At 57.9% G+C, this 17,809-nt stretch carries 16 protein-coding genes; 8 read left to right on the top strand and 8 right to left on the bottom strand.

Annotated features, from left to right (window positions below):
* Positions 1–6: 6 nt before the first annotated feature.
* The gene (locus ACR809_RS04505; protein ID WP_004174520.1) at positions 7–1,344 is read right to left on the bottom strand and encodes a PTS sugar transporter subunit IIC; all 1,338 of its coding nucleotides are present in this window, start codon (positions 1,342–1,344) and stop codon (positions 7–9) included.
* Between the two features lie 299 nt (positions 1,345–1,643).
* Between ACR809_RS04505 and ACR809_RS04500 the strand changes: the two genes are divergently transcribed.
* On the top strand, positions 1,644–2,645 hold the full coding sequence (locus ACR809_RS04500; RefSeq protein WP_004229436.1) for a LacI family DNA-binding transcriptional regulator: 1,002 nt from the start codon (positions 1,644–1,646) through the stop codon (positions 2,643–2,645).
* On the opposite strand, the gene lysA is transcribed toward ACR809_RS04500, so the two are convergent.
* A complete protein-coding gene (lysA, locus tag ACR809_RS04495; protein WP_002915990.1) occupies positions 2,638–3,900 on the bottom strand; it encodes a diaminopimelate decarboxylase in 1,263 nt (420 codons plus the stop codon). The genes ACR809_RS04500 and lysA overlap by 8 nt on opposite strands.
* Before the next feature lie 137 nt (positions 3,901–4,037).
* On the opposite strand from lysA, the gene ACR809_RS04490 reads away from it, so the two are divergent.
* Entirely contained in the window at positions 4,038–4,964 is a 927-nt protein-coding gene (locus ACR809_RS04490; protein WP_002915991.1) for a LysR family transcriptional regulator, read from the top strand.
* On the opposite strand, the gene ACR809_RS04485 is transcribed toward ACR809_RS04490, so the two are convergent.
* Positions 4,930–5,643 (bottom strand): aspartate/glutamate racemase, encoded by a 714-nt coding sequence (locus ACR809_RS04485; RefSeq protein WP_002915992.1) that lies wholly within the window; start codon positions 5,641–5,643, stop codon positions 4,930–4,932. The genes ACR809_RS04490 and ACR809_RS04485 overlap by 35 nt on opposite strands.
* Positions 5,644–5,782: 139 nt before the next feature.
* Here ACR809_RS04485 and ACR809_RS04480 point away from each other — a divergent pair, with 139 nt between their 5' ends.
* The 5 genes from ACR809_RS04480 to ACR809_RS04460 all read left to right on the top strand — a co-directional run bounded on the left by ACR809_RS04480 (position 5,783) and on the right by ACR809_RS04460 (position 10,789).
* Positions 5,783–6,109, top strand: coding sequence for a cupin domain-containing protein (locus ACR809_RS04480; RefSeq protein ID WP_002915993.1), 327 nt, complete (start codon positions 5,783–5,785; stop codon positions 6,107–6,109).
* Positions 6,110–6,560: 451 nt separating this feature from the next.
* Positions 6,561–7,451, top strand: coding sequence for a carbohydrate ABC transporter permease (locus ACR809_RS04475; RefSeq protein ID WP_002915995.1), 891 nt, complete (start codon positions 6,561–6,563; stop codon positions 7,449–7,451).
* Positions 7,444–8,346 (top strand): carbohydrate ABC transporter permease, encoded by a 903-nt coding sequence (locus ACR809_RS04470; protein WP_002915996.1) that lies wholly within the window; start codon positions 7,444–7,446, stop codon positions 8,344–8,346. The genes ACR809_RS04475 and ACR809_RS04470 overlap by 8 nt, the downstream gene beginning before the upstream one ends.
* A 12-nt stretch (positions 8,347–8,358) precedes the next feature.
* Positions 8,359–9,486 carry an ABC transporter ATP-binding protein gene (locus ACR809_RS04465; protein WP_023278750.1) on the top strand — a complete coding sequence of 376 codons (1,128 nt, stop codon included), beginning with the start codon at positions 8,359–8,361 and terminating at the stop codon, positions 9,484–9,486.
* A gap of 16 nt (positions 9,487–9,502) precedes the next feature.
* Positions 9,503–10,789, top strand: a complete 1,287-nt coding sequence (locus tag ACR809_RS04460) for an ABC transporter substrate-binding protein (protein WP_002915998.1) — start codon at positions 9,503–9,505, stop codon at positions 10,787–10,789.
* 59 nt (positions 10,790–10,848) lie between these two features.
* Here ACR809_RS04460 and ACR809_RS04455 read toward each other — a convergent pair whose 3' ends face one another.
* The 4 genes from ACR809_RS04455 to ACR809_RS04440 all read right to left on the bottom strand — a co-directional run bounded on the left by ACR809_RS04455 (position 10,849) and on the right by ACR809_RS04440 (position 15,155).
* Positions 10,849–12,192 carry a carbohydrate porin gene (locus tag ACR809_RS04455; protein WP_023313609.1) on the bottom strand — a complete coding sequence of 448 codons (1,344 nt, stop codon included), beginning with the start codon at positions 12,190–12,192 and terminating at the stop codon, positions 10,849–10,851.
* 121 nt (positions 12,193–12,313) lie between these two features.
* Positions 12,314–13,747, bottom strand: coding sequence for a glycoside hydrolase family 32 protein (locus ACR809_RS04450; RefSeq protein WP_014906967.1), 1,434 nt, complete (start codon positions 13,745–13,747; stop codon positions 12,314–12,316).
* Positions 13,748–13,766: 19 nt separating this feature from the next.
* On the bottom strand, positions 13,767–15,008 hold the full coding sequence (locus ACR809_RS04445; protein WP_002916000.1) for an MFS transporter: 1,242 nt from the start codon (positions 15,006–15,008) through the stop codon (positions 13,767–13,769).
* A 12-nt stretch (positions 15,009–15,020) separates the two neighbouring features.
* Positions 15,021–15,155, bottom strand: coding sequence for a hypothetical protein (locus ACR809_RS04440; protein WP_004143987.1), 135 nt, complete (start codon positions 15,153–15,155; stop codon positions 15,021–15,023).
* 94 nt (positions 15,156–15,249) lie between these two features.
* Between ACR809_RS04440 and ACR809_RS04435 the strand changes: the two genes are divergently transcribed.
* On the top strand, positions 15,250–16,245 hold the full coding sequence (locus ACR809_RS04435) for a LacI family DNA-binding transcriptional regulator (RefSeq protein WP_122051076.1): 996 nt from the start codon (positions 15,250–15,252) through the stop codon (positions 16,243–16,245).
* Here ACR809_RS04435 and araE read toward each other — a convergent pair.
* Positions 16,242–17,663 (bottom strand): arabinose-proton symporter AraE, encoded by a 1,422-nt coding sequence (araE, locus tag ACR809_RS04430; RefSeq protein WP_002916001.1) that lies wholly within the window; start codon positions 17,661–17,663, stop codon positions 16,242–16,244. The two genes, ACR809_RS04435 and araE, sit on opposite strands and share 4 nt — an antisense overlap.
* Between the last annotated feature and the right edge of the window lie 146 nt (positions 17,664–17,809).

Here is a 17,809-nt window from a genome sequence, read left to right as displayed (position 1 = left end):
GGCTCCTCAGACAGGGTTGGCGGTTTGTTGATTGTCTACCTGACGCTGCGCGGCATCGGCACGGCGGGAGGCGATTTTGACGAAAGGCAGATAGATAAGCACCGCGACGACGATGCAGATAAGCTGGGTCACCACCGCCCCCATCGAGCCGGCGGTGGAGAGCCAGGCGTTGATCAGCGGCGGCGTGGTCCAGGGGACCATCACCACCGCCTTGCCGGCGAAGCCGGTCAGGGTGGCGAAATAGCCGATGCTGCCGGTCACCAGCGGGGTGATGATAAACGGGATGGCGAGGATCGGGTTAAGCATGATCGGCATCCCGAAGATCACCGGCTCGTTAATATTGAACAGCCCCGGGCCTATCGACAGCTTGGCGATCTCTTTCATCTCTTTGCGCCTGGTGGCGATCATCACCGCAATCAGCAGGCCGATGGTCAGCCCCGAGCCGCCGATGCTCATGTAGACATCCCAGAAGGGCATCGTGATGATGTTCGGTACCTCTTTCCCCTGCTCAAAAGCGCTCATATTGACGGTGATCGCTCCCAGCAGCAGCGGCTCGCGGATCGGCTTGATCATCTGGTTGCCGTGAATGCCGATCACCCAGAACAGCTGGGCGACGAACATCAGCAGCAGGATCCCCGGCAGGCTCTGCACCACCCGCTCCAGCGGCTGCTGCACCACCTGGTAGACCGCATCGTAGAGATACATTCCCGTCAGCTGGTGAAAGAGAAAACCAAAGGTGGCGATCGCGGTGGTGGTGATGATCGCCGGGATCAGCGCGGAAAAAGAGGCAGAGACGTTAGGCGGCACGGTATCCGGCATTTTGATCTTCAGTCCCTTGCGCCCTTCCAGCCAGCAGTAAATCTCCACTGACAGAATGGCGATGAACATCCCAAGGAACAGACTGCGGGTATCGGAAAACTGGCGCAGCAGGACATCTTTCACCACGTGCATCTGGCCATCGACCATCATCTCTACCGTGGTCGGCGTGACGCAGATAAAGCAGATCACCGCCAACAGGCCGGGAAACAGGCTTTTGATGCCGTTGATCCGCCCCAGCTCAATACCGATCAGAAACACGGCGCCGATATTGAGGAAGTTGAGCGTAGCGTAGTTTAGCGCGCTGGTGATCGGCTTCAGCGCCGCAAGAAAGGAGAGCGAGGAAAAGCTGGCGAGCCCATTCTTCGGATCCAGCACCATATTGGAGATCAGCACCGAAAAGGCCCCGACGATGATCACCGGCATCAGGGTAATAAACGCCGATTTGATCGCCATAATGTAGCGATAGCTGTTGAATGTCGTCGCGAAACGCCCCAGCGCGTCGATCAGTTTGTCCTGTAATGCCATAAAAGAGTACCTCAGTGTAAAGGGCTTATTGCGGCCAGGTGAACAGCCAGAGACTTTTGGCATACCAAAACATAGTCGCCAGGCAAAAATAGTTCTGTGACAGCGCTCGCAACGCGCACAGTGGTATCCCAAATATCCGATAAAATCGGCATTGGCATACCAGAGTCTGTCGGCTCGTCAGTTCCTGCCAAAAGCGTGATCGCGATGGTTTTTCCGCCCCGCCCCGTCGATATGTCCCTTTTCGGTCTGTGATAAACTGCGCTTTACCACGTGAAATCAGGAATCGATGAATGGCTACAATGCTGGATGTCTCAATTCGCGCAGGCGTCTCGAAAGCGACGGTTTCCCGCGTGTTGAACGGCACAGGTCAGGTGAAAGAGAGCACCCGCCAACAGGTCTTTAAAGCGATGGAAGAGCTGGGCTACCGGCCCAATTTCCTTGCCCGTTCGCTGGCCAATCAGACCAGCAATAGTATCGGGCTGGTCGTCTCCACCTTTGACGGCTTCTACTTTGGCCGTCTGCTGCAGCAGGCGTCACGCCAGACCGAAGCCTGGGGAAAGCAGCTTATCGTCACCGACGGCCATGATACGCCGGAGCGCGAAGAGGAAGCGGTGCAGATGCTCGCCGACCGGCAGTGCGATGCGATCATCCTCTATACCCGGCACATGAGCGAGAAGGCGATCATGTCGCTGATTAACTCGATCGCCATGCCGCTGGTGGTGATTAACCGCGATGTGGCGCAGGCCCGCGAACGCTGCGTGTTCTTCGAACAGCAGGAAGCCGCCTTCCAGGCCGTGGAGTATCTGATTACCCAGGGCCACCGCGATATCGCCTGCATCACCGTCCCGATGCATACCCCTACCGGCCAGGCTCGCCTGCAGGGCTACCGCAACGCGCTGATAAAACATGGTATTGAGTGGGATCCGAGCCGGGTGAAGTATGGGGACTCGACGATGACCCGCGGCTACGAACTGTGCCGGGAACTGCTGGACGAGAAAGCCCGCTTCAGCGCGCTGTTTTCCTGTAACGATGATATGGCGCTGGGGGCGTCAAAGGCGCTGCATCAGGCGGGGCTGCGTATTCCACAGGATGTGTCGCTGTTTGGCTTCGACGATGCGCCAAGCGCGAAATGGCTGGAGCCGGGGCTGTCGACGGTTTATCTGCCGATCGACAACATGATCACTACGGCTATCGACCAGGCGATCAAGCTTGCCAATCAGCAGCCGATAGAAACGATCCCGCCGTTTACCGGCACGCTGGTGCTTCGCGAGTCGGTGACGACGGGACCTTTTTTTAAATAAGCTCTAAGGCCAGCAGCTCCTGGATGGTCTGGCGACGGCGGATCAGCCGCGCCTTGCCGCCATCAAACAGCACCTCCGGCAGCAGCGGACGGCTGTTATAGTTGGACGACATCGAAGCCCCGTAGGCGCCGGTGTCATGGAGCACCAGATAATCCCCAGGCGCCACCGCCGGCAGCAGGCGGGTCTCGACTTTGCCCCCCTCCTGCTGGGTAAACACATCCCCGGATTCGCACAGCGGCCCGGCCACCACGGTTTCGACCTGCGGCGCGGCGCTGAGATCCCGGCCATCCCCCGCCAGAGCGGTGATATGGTGGTAGCTACCGTACATTGCCGGGCGCATCAGGTCGTTAAAGCCGGCGTCAATCAGCACGAAGTGACGGCTGCCCATCTCTTTCACGCTGCGCACCTGCGACACCAGCACGCCGGACTCGGCCACCAGGAAGCGTCCTGGCTCAATCTCCAGTTTCACCGGGTGCCCCAGATGGGCCGCGATCTGCTCCCGGGCGCGGTTCCACAGGCCATAATAGTGGGCGGTGTCGATGGCCTCTTCACCTTCGCGGTAAGGAATCGACAGACCGCCGCCGGCGGAGATGGCCTGCAGATCCTGGCCAAAGTCGACGACCTGGCGCACCATCGCGCCGCACACCTGCTCCAGGTGACCATAGTCAACGCCAGAGCCGATATGCATATGGATCCCGACCAGCTGCAGCTGATAGCGACGCATCACTTCCAGCGCCGCCGGCAGGTGGCTGTACCAGATGCCATGCTTGCTGTTCTCACCGCCGGTATTGGTTTTCTGGCTGTGGCCGTGACCAAATCCCGGGTTGACGCGCAGCCAGACGCGATGGCCCGGCGACACCTCGCCCAGCTGGCTCAGCATGTCGATCGAGCCGGCGTTCACCGGGATCTGTAACGCCTTCACCCGATCGAGGGTGGCGTCGTCGATCAGATCGGCGGTAAAGACAATATCCTCTGGATTCTGCTGCGGATCGTAGCCTGCCGCCAGCGCCCGCTCGATCTCCCCCAGCGACACCGAGTCCACCTTCACCCCCTGCTCACGCATCAGACGCAGAATATGAATGTTAGAGCAGGCTTTTTGCGCAAAACGCACCACGTCGAACTGGCTGAGCTGGGCTATCTGGCGGCGAATAATCTGCGCATCATAGACCCAGACCGGGCAGCCAAATTCCGCCGGCAGGCGCAGCAGGTTGTCCGCGGTCAGGTCAGTATCGGTGGCGTAAAGCGAGTGTGGCATAAGAACTCCGGTGCAGTGCGTGTGTTGGTCGCTGTTTTTTTTCGATTACGCCACAGTGGCGGACGAATAAAAAATATCGTTTTATCGCGACTCTATGCAAAAATGATATGGTTCCAGCCGAGCCTCACGGAGACCGCATGCCAGCCGTCAATTTGCGTCATATCGAAATCTTTCACGCGGTGATGACCACCGGCAACCTGACCGAAGCGGCGCGGATGCTGCACACCTCGCAACCCACCGTCAGTCGCGAGCTGGCGCGCTTTGAGAAGGTGCTCGGCCTGCAGCTGTTTGAGCGGACCCGCGGTCGCCTGCAGCCGACGGTGCAGGGCCTGCGTTTGTTTGAGGAGGTTCAGCGCTCCTGGTATGGCCTGGACCGTATCGTCAGCGCCGCCGAGAGCCTGCGCGAGTTCCGCCAGGGCGAGCTGTCGATCGCCTGTCTGCCGGTGTTTTCCCAGTCCTTTCTGCCGCTGCTGTTGCCGCCGTTTCTCGCTCGCTACCCGGAGGTCAGCCTGCAGATCGTCCCCCAGGAGTCGCCGCTGCTGGAGGAGTGGCTCTCCGCCCAGCGCCATGACCTTGGCCTGACGGAGACCCTGCATACCCCCGCGGGCACCGAACGCACCCCGCTGCTGACGCTGAATGAAGTCTGCGTGCTGCCCGCCGGCCATCCGCTGGCGGCGCAGGCGACGCTGACCCCCGCCGATTTTCAGGGCGAAAACTACATCAGCCTGTCGCGCACCGACAGCTATCGCCAGCTGCTCGACGCCCTGTTCCTTGAGCATCAGGTTAAACGGCGGATGGTGGTCGAAACCCACAGCGCGGCCTCGATCTGCGCCATGGTGCGCGCCGGCGCCGGGATCTCGGTGGTGAATCCGTTAACCGCCCTGGACTATGCCGATAGCGGCGTGGTGGTGCGCCGCTTCAGCGTCGAGGTGCCGTTTACCGTCAGCCTGATCCGCCCTCTCCACCGCCCGCGCTCGGCGCTGGTCGACGCCTTTGTTGCCCACCTGCAGCAGAGTCTGCCGCAGATCCTCACGCCGCTGGCGTCGGTCCTGCAGAGAGCATAAAGTTGACCGCGTCTTCCGCGTGGATCGCCGCGGTGTCAAAGACCGGCAGCGGGCTGAGCTCGGCAGGCACCAGCAGGCCAATCTCCGTACAGCCGAAAATAACCCCTTCCGCCCCCTGCTCCGCCAGGGCGGCGATCGTCTGCAGATAATAATCCCGCGACGCCTCGCTGAAGGTGCCGAGACAAAGTTCGTCGAAGATGATCTGATTGATCTGCGCCCGATCGTCAGCCTCAGGGATCAGCGTCTCGATGGCAAACTGCTCCTGCAGACGACCGCGGTAAAAGGTCTGCTCCATGGTATAGCGGGTGCCCAGCAGCGCGACCCGGCGCTGACCTTTGGCGGCAATCGCCCGTCCGGTGGCATCGGCAATATGCAGGAAGGGAACCTGGCAGCGGGCGGCGATGGCATCTGCGACTTTATGCATGGTGTTGGTGCACAGGACAATGCCTTCGGCCCCCGCCTGCTGCAGCCCGACCGCGGCCTCAGCAAGGATCTCTCCGGCGCGATCCCAGTCGCCGGCGGACTGGCAGGCTTCGATGTCGTGAAAATCGACGCTGTGCAGCACCAGGCTGGCAGAGTGCAGGCCGCCCAGTCGCGCCTTAACGCCCTCATTGATCAACCGATAATAGGGGATCGTGGACTCCCAGCTCATGCCGCCTAACAGGCCAATGGTTTTCATCTTCTGCTCCTTATGTCGTTTCTGCCAGTGAAGCAAACTTGTGATCAACTTTCCACTTCTCTGGCCGCGTATTTCTTTTTCATGAAGAGTGGGATAAGTTAAATGAAACAATGTTTCACTTTAACAACAGGATCGCCAGATGTTTATTTTTCATAAAGACACCACCCTTGAAGACCTCGGCAATGGCGTAACCCGCCGCATTCTGGCCCACGACGGCAAAATGATGGCCGTGGAGGTGAATTTTGCCGCCGGCGCCGTCGGCCCGATGCATAACCATCCTCACGAACAGCTCACCTATGTGCTTTCCGGCGAGTTCGAGTTCACCATCGGCGAGGAGACGCGCGTCGTCAGCGCCGGCGATACGTTGTATAAGCGGCCGGGGATTATGCACGGCTGCGTCTGCCTGCAACCCGGCACGCTGCTCGATACCTTTACTCCCATTCGCGAAGATTTTCTTGAAGGCTAATCCATAACGGGGGCGTTCGCCGTCCCCGGTTACTGCCCGGCGCCCTTCAATAAAAAGATGCGGCCACAATCATTATCCTGGTAATTATATTTCCCGCTCAGTTAAGCCTAATTTTTCATTCCTTTCAGGCGCCCTTTACGGCCAAAATGCTTACCACCTCACCTTTTTGAAACATCGTTTCGACTTTGATCACATTTCCATCCTGATCTGCATGACGCAGAAACAAATCGCAATAAAATGAAATTAAAACGGTGTTTTATAAAAAACAGTTCAGCATAAAAAAAGGGCTGACAGCCCTTACCTGCTAGACCAGTTAAAGGATAACCCATTAATTAACAAGGATATGTTAAGCAGAGGAAGCGTTCAGACATTTTTGCGTTGTCAGGCGTAAAAGGCCGACAGCGCGGCGTCACCGGATCCGTATTACAACTCGTAAGCCAGGTAGGTATGTATGAATGAAAACAAGCTGCTGGGATTGGCATGGATATCGCCCTATATCATCGGGCTGATCGTCTTTACCGCTTTTCCCTTTGTTTCATCTTTCTTTCTCAGTTTTACCGAGTACGACTTGATGAGCCCGCCGGTATTTAACGGCATCGAAAACTATCGCTATATGTTGACCGAGGATAGCCTGTTCTGGAAATCGATGGGGGTGACCTTTGCCTACGTCTTTTTAACCATCCCCTTAAAACTGGCTTTCGCCCTCGGCATTGCTTTTGTGCTCAATTTCAAACTGCGCGGCATCGGCTTTTTCCGCACCGCCTATTACATCCCATCGATCCTCGGCAGCTCGGTGGCGATTGCCGTGCTGTGGCGCGCCCTGTTCGCCATTGACGGCCTGCTGAACAGTTTTCTCGCCGTCTTTGGCATCGATGCCATCAACTGGCTGGGGGAACCCTCCCTGGCGCTGATGTCGGTCACCCTGCTGCGCGTCTGGCAGTTTGGCTCCGCGATGGTCATCTTCCTCGCCGCGCTGCAGAACGTTCCGCAGTCGCAGTATGAGGCGGCAATGATTGACGGCGCCTCAAAGTGGCAGATGTTCATGAAGGTCACCGTGCCGCTGATCACCCCGGTGATTTTCTTCAACTTTATTATGCAGACCACTCAGGCGTTCCAGGAGTTTACCGGCCCGTACGTGATAACCGGCGGCGGTCCGACCTATTACACCTACCTGTTCTCGCTCTATATCTACGATACCGCCTTTAAGTACTTCGACATGGGCTATGGCGCCGCGCTGGCGTGGGTGCTGTTCCTCGTCGTGGCGGTCTTTGCGTCGATCGCCTTTAAGTCATCGAAATACTGGGTCTTCTACTCCGCCGATAAGGGAGGCAAAAATGGCTGATATTCAACAGATGGCGCCGGTGATGAGCGACGCCGATCGTGAGGTCGCCCGTACGCTGCGCCGGGAAAAGGTGAGCCGGGTGGTGCGCTACGTCGTGCTGATATTCGTCGGCCTGCTGATGCTCTACCCGCTGGCGTGGATGTTCTCCGCCTCGTTCAAGCCGAACCATGAGATCTTCACCACCCTCGGGCTGTGGCCTGCCCATGCCACCTGGGACGGGTTTATCAACGGCTGGAAGACCGGCACCGAATACCATTTCGGCCACTATATGCTGAACACCTTTAAGTATGTGATCCCGAAAGTGGTGTTAACGATCATTTCCTCCACCATCGTGGCGTACGGCTTCGCACGCTTTGAGATCCCGTGGAAGAAGTTCTGGTTCGCAACGCTTATCACCACCATGCTGCTGCCAAGCACCGTCCTGCTGATCCCGCAGTACCTGATGTTCCGCGAAATGGGGATGCTGAACAGCTATCTGCCGCTGTACCTGCCGCTGGCCTTCGCCACCCAGGGATTCTTTGTCTTCATGCTGATCCAGTTTCTGCGCGGCGTGCCGCGCGATATGGAAGAGGCGGCGCAGATCGACGGCTGCAACTCCATCCAGGTGCTGTGGTATGTGGTGGTGCCGATCCTCAAGCCGGCCATTATCTCGGTGGCGCTGTTCCAGTTTATGTGGTCGATGAACGACTTTATCGGTCCGCTGATCTACGTCTACAGCGTCGATAAGTATCCCATCGCGCTGGCGCTAAAAATGTCTATCGACGTCACGGAAGGCGCGCCGTGGAACGAAATTCTGGCAATGGCGAGCATCTCCATTCTGCCGTCCATCATTGTCTTCTTCCTGGCTCAACGCTACTTCGTGCAGGGCGTGACCAGCAGCGGAATCAAAGGTTAAGAGGGAAATATCATGGCTGAAGTGATTTTCAACAAACTGGAAAAAGTCTACTCCAACGGGTTTAAAGCGGTGCATGGTATCGACCTGAAGATTGCCGATGGCGAATTTATGGTGATCGTCGGCCCCTCCGGCTGCGCCAAATCGACCACCCTGCGCATGCTGGCGGGTCTGGAGACCATCAGCGGCGGCGAGGTGCGGATTGGGGACAAAATCGTCAACAACCTGGCGCCTAAATCCCGTGGCATCGCGATGGTGTTCCAGAACTACGCCCTCTATCCGCACATGACGGTGCGCGAAAACCTCGCCTTTGGCCTCAAGCTAAGCAAGCTGCCGAAGGCGCAAATCGACAGACAGGTGGAAGAAGCGGCGAAAATTCTCGAACTGGAAGAACTGCTCGATCGCCTGCCGCGCCAGCTCTCCGGCGGCCAGGCGCAGCGCGTGGCGGTGGGCCGGGCGATCGTCAAAAAACCGGACGTCTTCCTGTTCGACGAACCGCTCTCCAACCTTGACGCCAAGCTGCGCGCCTCGATGCGGATCCGCATTTCCGATCTGCATAAGCAGTTGAAAAAATCTGGCAAACCGGCGACCACCGTCTACGTCACCCACGATCAGACGGAAGCGATGACCATGGGCGACCGCATCTGCGTGATGAAGCTCGGCCACATTATGCAGGTTGATACCCCGGACAATCTCTACCACCAGCCGAAAAATATGTTTGTCGCCGGGTTTATCGGCGCGCCGGAGATGAATATTCGTCCCAGCCAACTGGTTGAGCACGGTGGTCGCCTGCATTTGACGCTGGGCGATCAGCGGCTGCCGCTCAACGACCTGCTGCAAAGCAAAGTTGAGACCCACAAGAACCAGCAGGTGTTCTTTGGCGTGCGCCCGGAGTTTGTCTCTCTCTCCGATGAACCCTTTGCCGAGGGTTCCTGCGCGGGTGAAATGGTACGTGTGGAAAACATGGGACATGAATTCTTTGTTTATCTGAAGGTTGCTGATTATGAGCTGACCGCCCGCGTGCCGTCGGACGATGCGAAGCCGATGATTGCCAAGGGACTGAATCGCAAAGTCTATTTCACCTTTGATCTCAACAAGTGTCACATCTTTGACGCCAAAACCGAACAGAACCTCTCTCTGTGAACCCTGGAGCATAACAATGAAAAACGTGCTGATAAGCGCCACCCTCTCCGCCACCCTGGGCCTTAGCGCCTTCTCTTCGCTAGCGCAGGATGTCGACCTGCGTATGTCCTGGTGGGGGGGCAACGGCCGCCATCAGGTCACCCTCAAGGCGCTGGAGGAATTCCACAAACAAAACCCAGACATCAACGTCAAAGCAGAATACACCGGCTGGGACGGCCATCTTTCACGCCTGACCACCCAGATTGCCGGCGGTACCGAGCCTGACGTGATGCAGACCAACTGGAACTGGCTGCCGATCTTTTCGAAAAATGGCGATGGCTTTTACGATCTGAATACCCTGAAAGACGAGATCGACCTCAGCCAGTTCGACGCCAAAGAACTGCAGTCCACCACGGTCAACGGCAAGCTTAACGGTATTCCAATTTCCGTCACCGCCCGCGTCTTCTACTTTAACGACGAAGCATGGAAAAAGGCGGGCATCCCCTTCCCGAAAACCTGGGATGAACTCATGGCGGCGGGAAAAACTTTCGAAAGCAAGCTCGGGAAACAGTACTACCCGGTGGTGCTCGAACACCAGGACGTGCTGGCCCTGCTCAACTCTTATATGGTGCAAAAATACAATCAGCCGGCCATCGATGAGAAAGGGCGAAAATTCTCCTACAGCAAAGCGCAGTGGGCGGATTTCTTCGGTATGTATAAGAAGCTTATCGACAGCCATGTGATGCCGGACACCCGCTACTATGCCTCCTTCGGCAAGAGCAACATGTACGAAATGAAGCCGTGGATCCAGGGCGAATGGGGCGGGACCTACATGTGGAACTCCACCATCAACAAATATTCCGATAACCTGAAGCCGCCGGCGAAGCTGGTGCTGGGGGAATACCCGATGCTGCCGGGCGCCACCGATGCCGGACTGTTCTTCAAGCCCGCGCAAATGTTATCGATTGGCAAATCGACGAAAAACCCGCAGGCGGCGGCGAAAGTGATTAACTTCCTGCTGAACAGCAAAGAAGGGGTGGATATTCTTGGACTGGAGCGCGGCGTGCCGCTGAGTAAAGCGGCGGTCACCTACCTGACCGAGGATGGGGTAATCAAAGCCGACGATCCGGCGGTGTCCGGCCTGAAGCTGGCGCAATCCCTGCCCACCGCTCTGCCGGTCTCCCCGTACTTCGACGATCCGCAGATCGTCGCCCAGTTCGGCACCACCCTGCAGTACATCGACTACGGTAAAAAGTCGGTGGAAGAAGCGGCCGAGGACTTCCAGCGCCAGACCGACCGCATTCTGCGCCGCGCGATGCGCTAACCTGCCCGTCTGAACTCTCCCGCGGCGCACGCCGCGGGAGGGTCTGCCAGACGGCCCTGTCAGAAGAAATATTTAAAGCGCACCCGGGCGCCGTAGCGTTCATCGGGATTCCCGCTCTTCGCTGCCGTGGAATCGAGCCACGAGGCATAGGCGCCAAGGTAAATATTGAAGTTCGGCATCGCCATGATATTCGGCAACTGCCAGGAGGTGTGCAGGGTATGGATGTCATAGCGTCCCGGCGCCAGGATAGCGCAATCGCCATCGCATTCGCTGGTCACCCCGGCCATATTGAACTGGTCGATTTTATTGTGCGCATAGATATAGCCCAGCTCCACGCGATGCCAAAGGGCGTTGATCCCGGCGCTGAAGTCGGTTTCGTCCGCCGCGTCCAGCAGGGCGGTACTCAGATTGACCACCGCCCCATCCTGCGGATCGCTTTTCAGGGTGTTCCAGCTCATGGTCAGCCCGTAGCCGGTGCGGTTTGACTGGTCGACCCAGCGTCCGCTCTGGCTCTGATAGCCGTAAGCATTGTTGACGAGATTGCTCTCTATCGCCGCGGCCGCCGACCAGGCGCCGGACTGCCACGCCGCCACCGGCCGCACGTACACCACATTTTTGCGGTTTTCCAGCGCGTTACCATGATAGTTCTGATCGACAAACAGCGAACTGCCGTCCTCCACCAGGGTGTTAACTTCGAAATACCAGTTATCCACCGTTTTGCTAAACAGAAGGTTACCGCCGCTGCTGCTGCGCCCGCGCCCCTCTTTCATCATGTAAATATAGCCATAGCCATCGGAATAGAGATCGTTGGCGGTATTACCTGAATATTCAATAAAGGTATCCTGATTCAGCGGGAACATATCCCAGGCTTCAAAGCGGCCTATTTTTATTTTCCAGTCATCCTGCTGGCCGAAGAAAAATACCGCATCATCAAGATTCATTTTGCCATCCATATCCGCCAGAGGCTGCACGCTGAATCCGGCATATTGCCCATCGGCGCCATTCCGTCTGCCATCGAAACCCAGCAGAATACGACCGTTAATATCCCAGCGCTCTTTATCGCCGGGCGCCCAGCTTTTATTCGCGCTGGTCTTGACCGACGTCAGGCTGCCGGTGCGACTGGCGCCATCGAGGTTAAATTCGACGTCGCCATAAAATTTTAATTCGCCATTGTCATTTAGCTGCAAACGCGGCGAAGCAGGCTCCGCGCGGGCGACCGTCGCGGCCTGCTGCTGGCCTTTCAGCGTCTTAATTTCCGCCTCTGCGCTGGCGGCGCGCGCCTCCGTCGCCTTTAGCCGCTGCTCCATTTGCGCCAGTCGCTCCTCCAGCGATAACGGAGCCTGCGCCATAACGGATGGCAGATACAGAGACGTCAGAAAACACCCGACCCAGATTTTATTCATCGGTAAACCCTTTTATTATGGAATGAACTGAATTTTTTATTAATGGGTAACGCACGACGATGCAGGCAATAATAACCCGCCCATCGTCAAAGACGGGTTATTAACGACAACAGCCTTATTATTATTCGAGCTGCCAGGCGCCGGCTTCGTTTAATGCCGCCGAGCCGCTCCAGGCAAATAACGCTAATTCACGGCGGGGAGCCTGCGGATAGATACGGCTGCTCAGGCAGGCTTCGCCGTCATTGACAAAAACCTCCACCGAAGAGCTATCGAAAAATATTCGCAGGTTGAGATCCGCTCCGGCGGTCAACGGCACGCTGCGCGTCCCGCACAGGCCATACTGCGGATAATGCCGCTCCAGCACCAGACGCTGCTGTTGGGCATCCACGTAGATGCGCAGGCCATCGCCAAAGCGCAGACCATACTGCTCGGCGCTGCTGCGGGCGCAGTCCCAGCGCAGATTCACCTCCATCGCCTCGCAGTTGTCGACCATCGTCGTCTGCTGGTTGTTCAGGGTGCTGACCGGCCACGGGAACCAGGCGCCGCGCAGGCTCTCCACTTCTTTCGCCGGGCGCATCTGCAGGCGGTCATCCGCGCTCAGGCTCAGCTCGCGCGGCAAGGAGAGCATGCCCGCCCAGCCGTCCTGCTGCTCCGGCAGCGGCGATTCCCACATATCCAGCCAGCCAATCACGATCCGCCGGCCATCGGGGGTGGCGAAGCTTTGCGGGGCATAGAAATCGTGGCCGTTATCCATCTCCCGGAATTCGCCATGGCGAATAAAACGCTGGCCTGGCTGCCACTCGCCGATCAGATAGCCGCTCTGGAACAGATTGCGGTTGCTGAACCCCGCGGCCTGCATCCCCTGTGGGGAAAACATCAGAACGCGTTTGCCGTTGAGGGTAAAGAAGTCCGGGCACTCCCACATATAGCCCATGGTGCTTTCCGCTTCATCCAGCACCCCCGCGTCCTGCCACTGGCGCAGATCGGCTGAACGGTACAGCCGCACCTGGCCGGTATCGCCTTCGCGCGCGCCGACGATCATGTACCAGCTATCTCCCTCACGCCAGACCTTCGGGTCACGGAAGTGGTGCATACCCGGCGGGGTGTCGACCACCATCCCCTGACGCTCAAAGTGGATCCCGTCGCGGCTGGTGGCCAGACACTGCACCTGATACAGATTGGCTTCGTCGCCAGGATCGCCGTGGAACTTATGCCCGGTGTAAATCAGCGCCAGGGTATCGCCATCGACCACCGCCGAGCCGGAAAAGCAGCCGTCTTTATCCTCCGGGCCCTCCGGCGCCAGGGCTACCGGCAAATGCTCCCAGTGCACCAGATCCTTACTGCGCGCGTGCCCCCAGTGCATCGGTCCCCACTGGGTGGAGTACGGGTGATGTTGATAAAAGGCATGGTACCAGCCGTCGAACCACACCAGACCGTTTGGGTCGTTGATCCACCCGGCGCGGGCCGCCAGGTGATAGTGCGGATACCAGCGCAGATTGAGCGCCTGGCGTTGTGTCTGGAGTACCTGTTCAGCCCGGGAGATTGTGTAAGTCATCATTTTCACTCTTTTTGATTCAGATAGCGGTAGGTTGCGACACCAGCGGATCGGCGGAGGATTTGCCGGAGCGCAACAAGAAGATGGAAATAAAGGTGGTGCAGAACACCAGCAGGCCCATGATCAGGTAGGACTGGGCGAAGCCATATTTTTCATAGCTGTAGCCCGCCAGCGGCGACAATACGCTGGCGATAATCGAGCTGGTGCAGGCGAAGCCCACCAGATAGAGGGTGGAGGAGAGACGTTTATCGAAGTTGAGGCTGTTGTACTTAAAGATAGCCACCAGCAGTATCGGCAACTCCACCGCGTGCAGCAGTTTGGTGATGGAGATCAGCAGCGGCCCCTCCACCAGACCGGAGGCCACCATGCGCATCGCCATCACCATGCCGGCGAAAATCAGACCGTTTTTGGCGCCGATGCGGTTCACCAGCCACGGCGCGCAGAACATGCCGGCCGCCTCGAGGAACACCTGGAAGGAGTTGAGGTAGCCATACATCTCATTGCCTTCCTGCAGGGTCGCGAACTGCGATGAGAAATAGACCGGGAACTGCTGGTCATAGACGCCGTAAATGCAGGTGCCGATGACGAAGAAGACCAGCGCCCAAAAGCGCGGCAGCGTCAGCAGGCGCAGCGCATCTTCGAGGGTCACCTTACCGCCCGATACCGCCTCCTGCATCGCATGCGGCGCCGAGGAGACCCGCAGCCGCGCCAGCAGGATAAAGAACACCAGCCCGGAACAGCTGGCGACGAGGAAGTTTAGCTGCGGATTGATGTTAAACAGCAGGCCGGCGAAAAAGGTGGCCACCGCCCAGCCCAGCGAGCCCCACATCCGCGCCCTGCCGAATTCAAACTGGCTCTGACGCGCCACCCTCTCGGTGTAAGATTCCAGCACGCCGATGCCGCCGTTAAAGGTCAAACCGATATAGATCCCGCCAAAGATGCTGCCCAACAGGACGTTGATTTTCAGCAGGTGGCCGAACAGCAGATACGCCGGACCAGAGAGGATCAGCAGCGCGGTGATATACCAGAGCAGATGTTTGCGCAGCCCCAGCTTGTCCTGGATAAATCCATAGCAAACTTGCGCAAACAGCGCGGAAACCGACAGTACGGCATAGATAATACCGGTATCGCCTGCCTTCAGCCCAACCTCCTGGTGAAGCCAGATAGAGAGCAAGGAGCCGGATGACGACCAGGTCACGAAAAAGAAAAATAGTAAGGCACTGAGCAACGGGTAGCTGTGTGAGTGAGGCGCTTTCATCATGACATTCTCGTGTTAGAGGAATGCAATTATGGTAACGTTAACAAAAAACAAAACGCAGGTGGATTCGCTGCGATATATGATGTTAATCACAAAAGTTAACGTTAACATAATAAAGATGCGATCGCGATCAAAAATCAACCGCAACATAGCTCACGACGGCGATAGCAGAAAATCGTTTCACTCTTTTACATCAGCGACTTAGTTGTATAGCCTGTACTCTGCGGCAATGGCGGAGGAAAAAATGGCGTCCCTGAAAGATGTAGCAAAACTGGCGAATGTATCTCTGATGACCGTCTCACGGGCGCTGAACACCCCGGAGCGGCTCAAGCCTGAGACGCTGGCCCGCGTGCAGGCCGCCATCGCCGAAACCAACTACGTCCCCGACCTGTCGGCGAAGAAGATCCGCGGGGCGCGCGCAACCCCCAGCACCATCGGCGTGCTGGCGCTGGATACCGTCACCACACCCTTTTCGGTGGAGATCACCTTATCGATCGAAGAGACGGCCCGCGCCCACGGCTGGAACAGCTTTGTGGTCAATATGTTTTCTGACGATCGTCCGGAAGCGGTGGTCGACCTGCTCCTCTCCCATCGTCCGGACGGCATTATCTTTACCACCATGGGCCTGCGCCAGGTACCGCTGCCGGAAAAACTGCTGACTCTGCCCTGCGTGCTGGCCAACTGCGAAAGCCTCAGCCAGCCGGTGGCCAGCTATATCCCGGACGATGAACAGGGGCAGTACGACGCGGTGAAAGCCCTGCTTGCCGCTGGCTATCGTCGTCTGCTGTGCCTGCACTTACCCGCCAGCCAGCCGGCGACGATCCGCCGCCGCCGGGGGCTGGAGCGCGCCTGCCGGGAGGCCGGTATCGAACCGGACCATCTGAGCCATTCGTATATGGGCCAGGGCGATGAGCATTACCACGATATCCCGGCGGTGGTGCTGGCGCATATCCGCGAGGGTAAACCTGGCTTTGACTCAGTGATCTGCGGCAACGATCGCATCGCGTTTATGGTCTATCAGACGCTGCTGGGCCAGGGGTTACGCATTCCACAGGACGTGGCGGTAGTGGGATACGACAACATGGTGGGCATTGGCGATCTGTTTCTACCGCCGCTCTCCACAGTGCAACTGCCGCATTATGACATCGGGCGCCTGAGCGCCCTGCATATCATTCACGGCGACAACCATCGGGAGACGCGCAAAGTCGCCAGCCCGTGGTTGCCGCGCGCCTCACATTAACGATTACCGATGTTGCGCAGCTTCTCGCCCGCCATCAGGTTGCGCTCAATGTGCTCGAGGGTGACATTCTTGGTTTCCGGGATCAGCCAGAAGGTGATGCCGATAAAGGCCACGTTGAGCGCCGTGTAGAGCCAGAAGGTGCCGGCGGCGCCAATCGCGTCAAGCAGCGTCAGGAAAGTGGCGCCGATGATCATGTTCGACACCCAGTTGGTGGTGGTCGAGCAGGTGATGCCGAAGTCGCGGCATTTTAGCGGCTGGATCTCGGAGCAGAGGATCCACACCACCGGCGCCGCGCTCATCGCATACCCGGCAATACACATCATGGTCATGCCGACGGAGAGCCAGGAGAGGCCGCTGGATGCGGTGCCATTGTCGAACTGCATCAGGCAGTAGCCCAGCACCAGAGTGCCCAGCGCCATCACGCTAAAGCCGATTTTCAGCGCTGGCTTGCGGCCCGCTTTATCCACTGTGAACACCGCAATAAAGGTGGCAAACATAAAGGTCAGGCCCACCACCAGGGTGGCGATCATCTGCTGTTCAGTAGTGGTAAAGCCCGCCATTTTAAAGATACGCGGCGCATAGTACATGATGATGTTCATGCCGGTGAACTGCTGCATCGCCTGCAGCAGCATGCCCAGGAACACCGCCCGGCGCACGTTACGATTGACCTTAAACAACGCCCAACCGCCCTGCTTCAGCTTGAGGCTCTCACGGATCTCGTTAAGCTCGTCGCGCGCCTTTTCCGAGGTATCGCGCAGCATCCGCAGCACTTCTTCCGCTTCGATATGGCGTCCCTTCTCCGCCAGCCAGCGCGGGCTGTTCGGCAAAAAGACGACCAGAATGATCAGGATCACCGCCGGCAGCGCCAGCACGCCCAGCATGGCGCGCCAGTTACCGCTGTAGCTAAAGGCGGTATCGGAAAGAAACGCCAGCACAATGCCAAGGGTGACCATCAGCTGATACATACTGATCATTTTCCCGCGCACGTTCTCGCTGGCCATCTCGGAGAGGTACAGCGGCGCGGTATAAGAGGCAATCCCGACTGCCACGCCCAACACCACGCGGGCCACCAGCAGCACCTCCACGCTGGCGGCAAAAGCGGATCCGATAGAGCCGGCCACAAAGAGTACGGCCCCCGCCATCAGGCTGTATTTACGACCAAGGCGGAACGACAGCCAGCCGTTAAACAGCGCGCCTATCGCCGCCCCCAACATCATGCTGCTAACCACCCACTCCTGAAGCTGGCTGGATAAGGTGAAATGGTCGGTTATAAAGGGCAACGCTCCGGATATCACGCCGATATCCAGGCCAAAGAGCAAGCCCGCCACCGCCGCGGCGATGGAAACAAACCAGTTCATCCGCCGGGTATCACGTTGCGTCCGCGGCGATAATGTAGAGTCGTTACTGATTGAAGTCATTTTTTTCCTGCCACACAGAGTAAGACATAAGACGAAAGTACGTGACTGGTGGATGAATGGGTCAGGCAGGATAAGCCAAAGATATGGACTATATTGCTGGCAGGATGGGTTTTGTGATGGACATTAAACTTTCAAAGTAACAAAAA

Origin of the sequence: Klebsiella sp. CD33 (assembly GCF_051992865.1) — a bacterium.
Lineage (GTDB): Bacteria > Pseudomonadota > Gammaproteobacteria > Enterobacterales > Enterobacteriaceae > Klebsiella > Klebsiella pneumoniae.
Note: the sequence above shows the minus strand (reverse complement) of the source record. Positions and strands in the feature narration are given on the sequence as shown.

Bases quoted from the DNA above. Each gene is read 5' to 3' on its own strand.
- ACR809_RS04500 (WP_004229436.1), top strand. From the start codon at position 1,644: ATGCTGGATGTCTCAATTCGCGCAGGCGTCTCGAAAGCGACGGTTTCC.
- lysA (WP_002915990.1), bottom strand. From the start codon at position 3,900: ATGCCACACTCGCTTTACGCCACCGATACTGACCTGACCGCGGACAAC.
- ACR809_RS04460 (WP_002915998.1), top strand. From the start codon at position 9,503: ATGAAAAACGTGCTGATAAGCGCCACCCTCTCCGCCACCCTGGGCCTT.
- ACR809_RS04490 (WP_002915991.1), top strand. From the start codon at position 4,038: ATGCCAGCCGTCAATTTGCGTCATATCGAAATCTTTCACGCGGTGATG.
- ACR809_RS04470 (WP_002915996.1), top strand. From the start codon at position 7,444: ATGGCTGATATTCAACAGATGGCGCCGGTGATGAGCGACGCCGATCGT.
- ACR809_RS04450 (WP_014906967.1), bottom strand. From the start codon at position 13,747: ATGACTTACACAATCTCCCGGGCTGAACAGGTACTCCAGACACAACGC.
- ACR809_RS04435 (WP_122051076.1), top strand. From the start codon at position 15,250: ATGGCGTCCCTGAAAGATGTAGCAAAACTGGCGAATGTATCTCTGATG.
- ACR809_RS04440 (WP_004143987.1), bottom strand. From the start codon at position 15,155: ATGTTGCGGTTGATTTTTGATCGCGATCGCATCTTTATTATGTTAACG.
- ACR809_RS04475 (WP_002915995.1), top strand. From the start codon at position 6,561: ATGAATGAAAACAAGCTGCTGGGATTGGCATGGATATCGCCCTATATC.
- ACR809_RS04505 (WP_004174520.1), bottom strand. From the start codon at position 1,344: ATGGCATTACAGGACAAACTGATCGACGCGCTGGGGCGTTTCGCGACG.
- ACR809_RS04455 (WP_023313609.1), bottom strand. From the start codon at position 12,192: ATGAATAAAATCTGGGTCGGGTGTTTTCTGACGTCTCTGTATCTGCCA.
- araE (WP_002916001.1), bottom strand. From the start codon at position 17,663: ATGACTTCAATCAGTAACGACTCTACATTATCGCCGCGGACGCAACGT.
- ACR809_RS04465 (WP_023278750.1), top strand. From the start codon at position 8,359: ATGGCTGAAGTGATTTTCAACAAACTGGAAAAAGTCTACTCCAACGGG.
- ACR809_RS04480 (WP_002915993.1), top strand. From the start codon at position 5,783: ATGTTTATTTTTCATAAAGACACCACCCTTGAAGACCTCGGCAATGGC.
- ACR809_RS04445 (WP_002916000.1), bottom strand. From the start codon at position 15,008: ATGATGAAAGCGCCTCACTCACACAGCTACCCGTTGCTCAGTGCCTTA.
- ACR809_RS04485 (WP_002915992.1), bottom strand. From the start codon at position 5,643: ATGAAAACCATTGGCCTGTTAGGCGGCATGAGCTGGGAGTCCACGATC.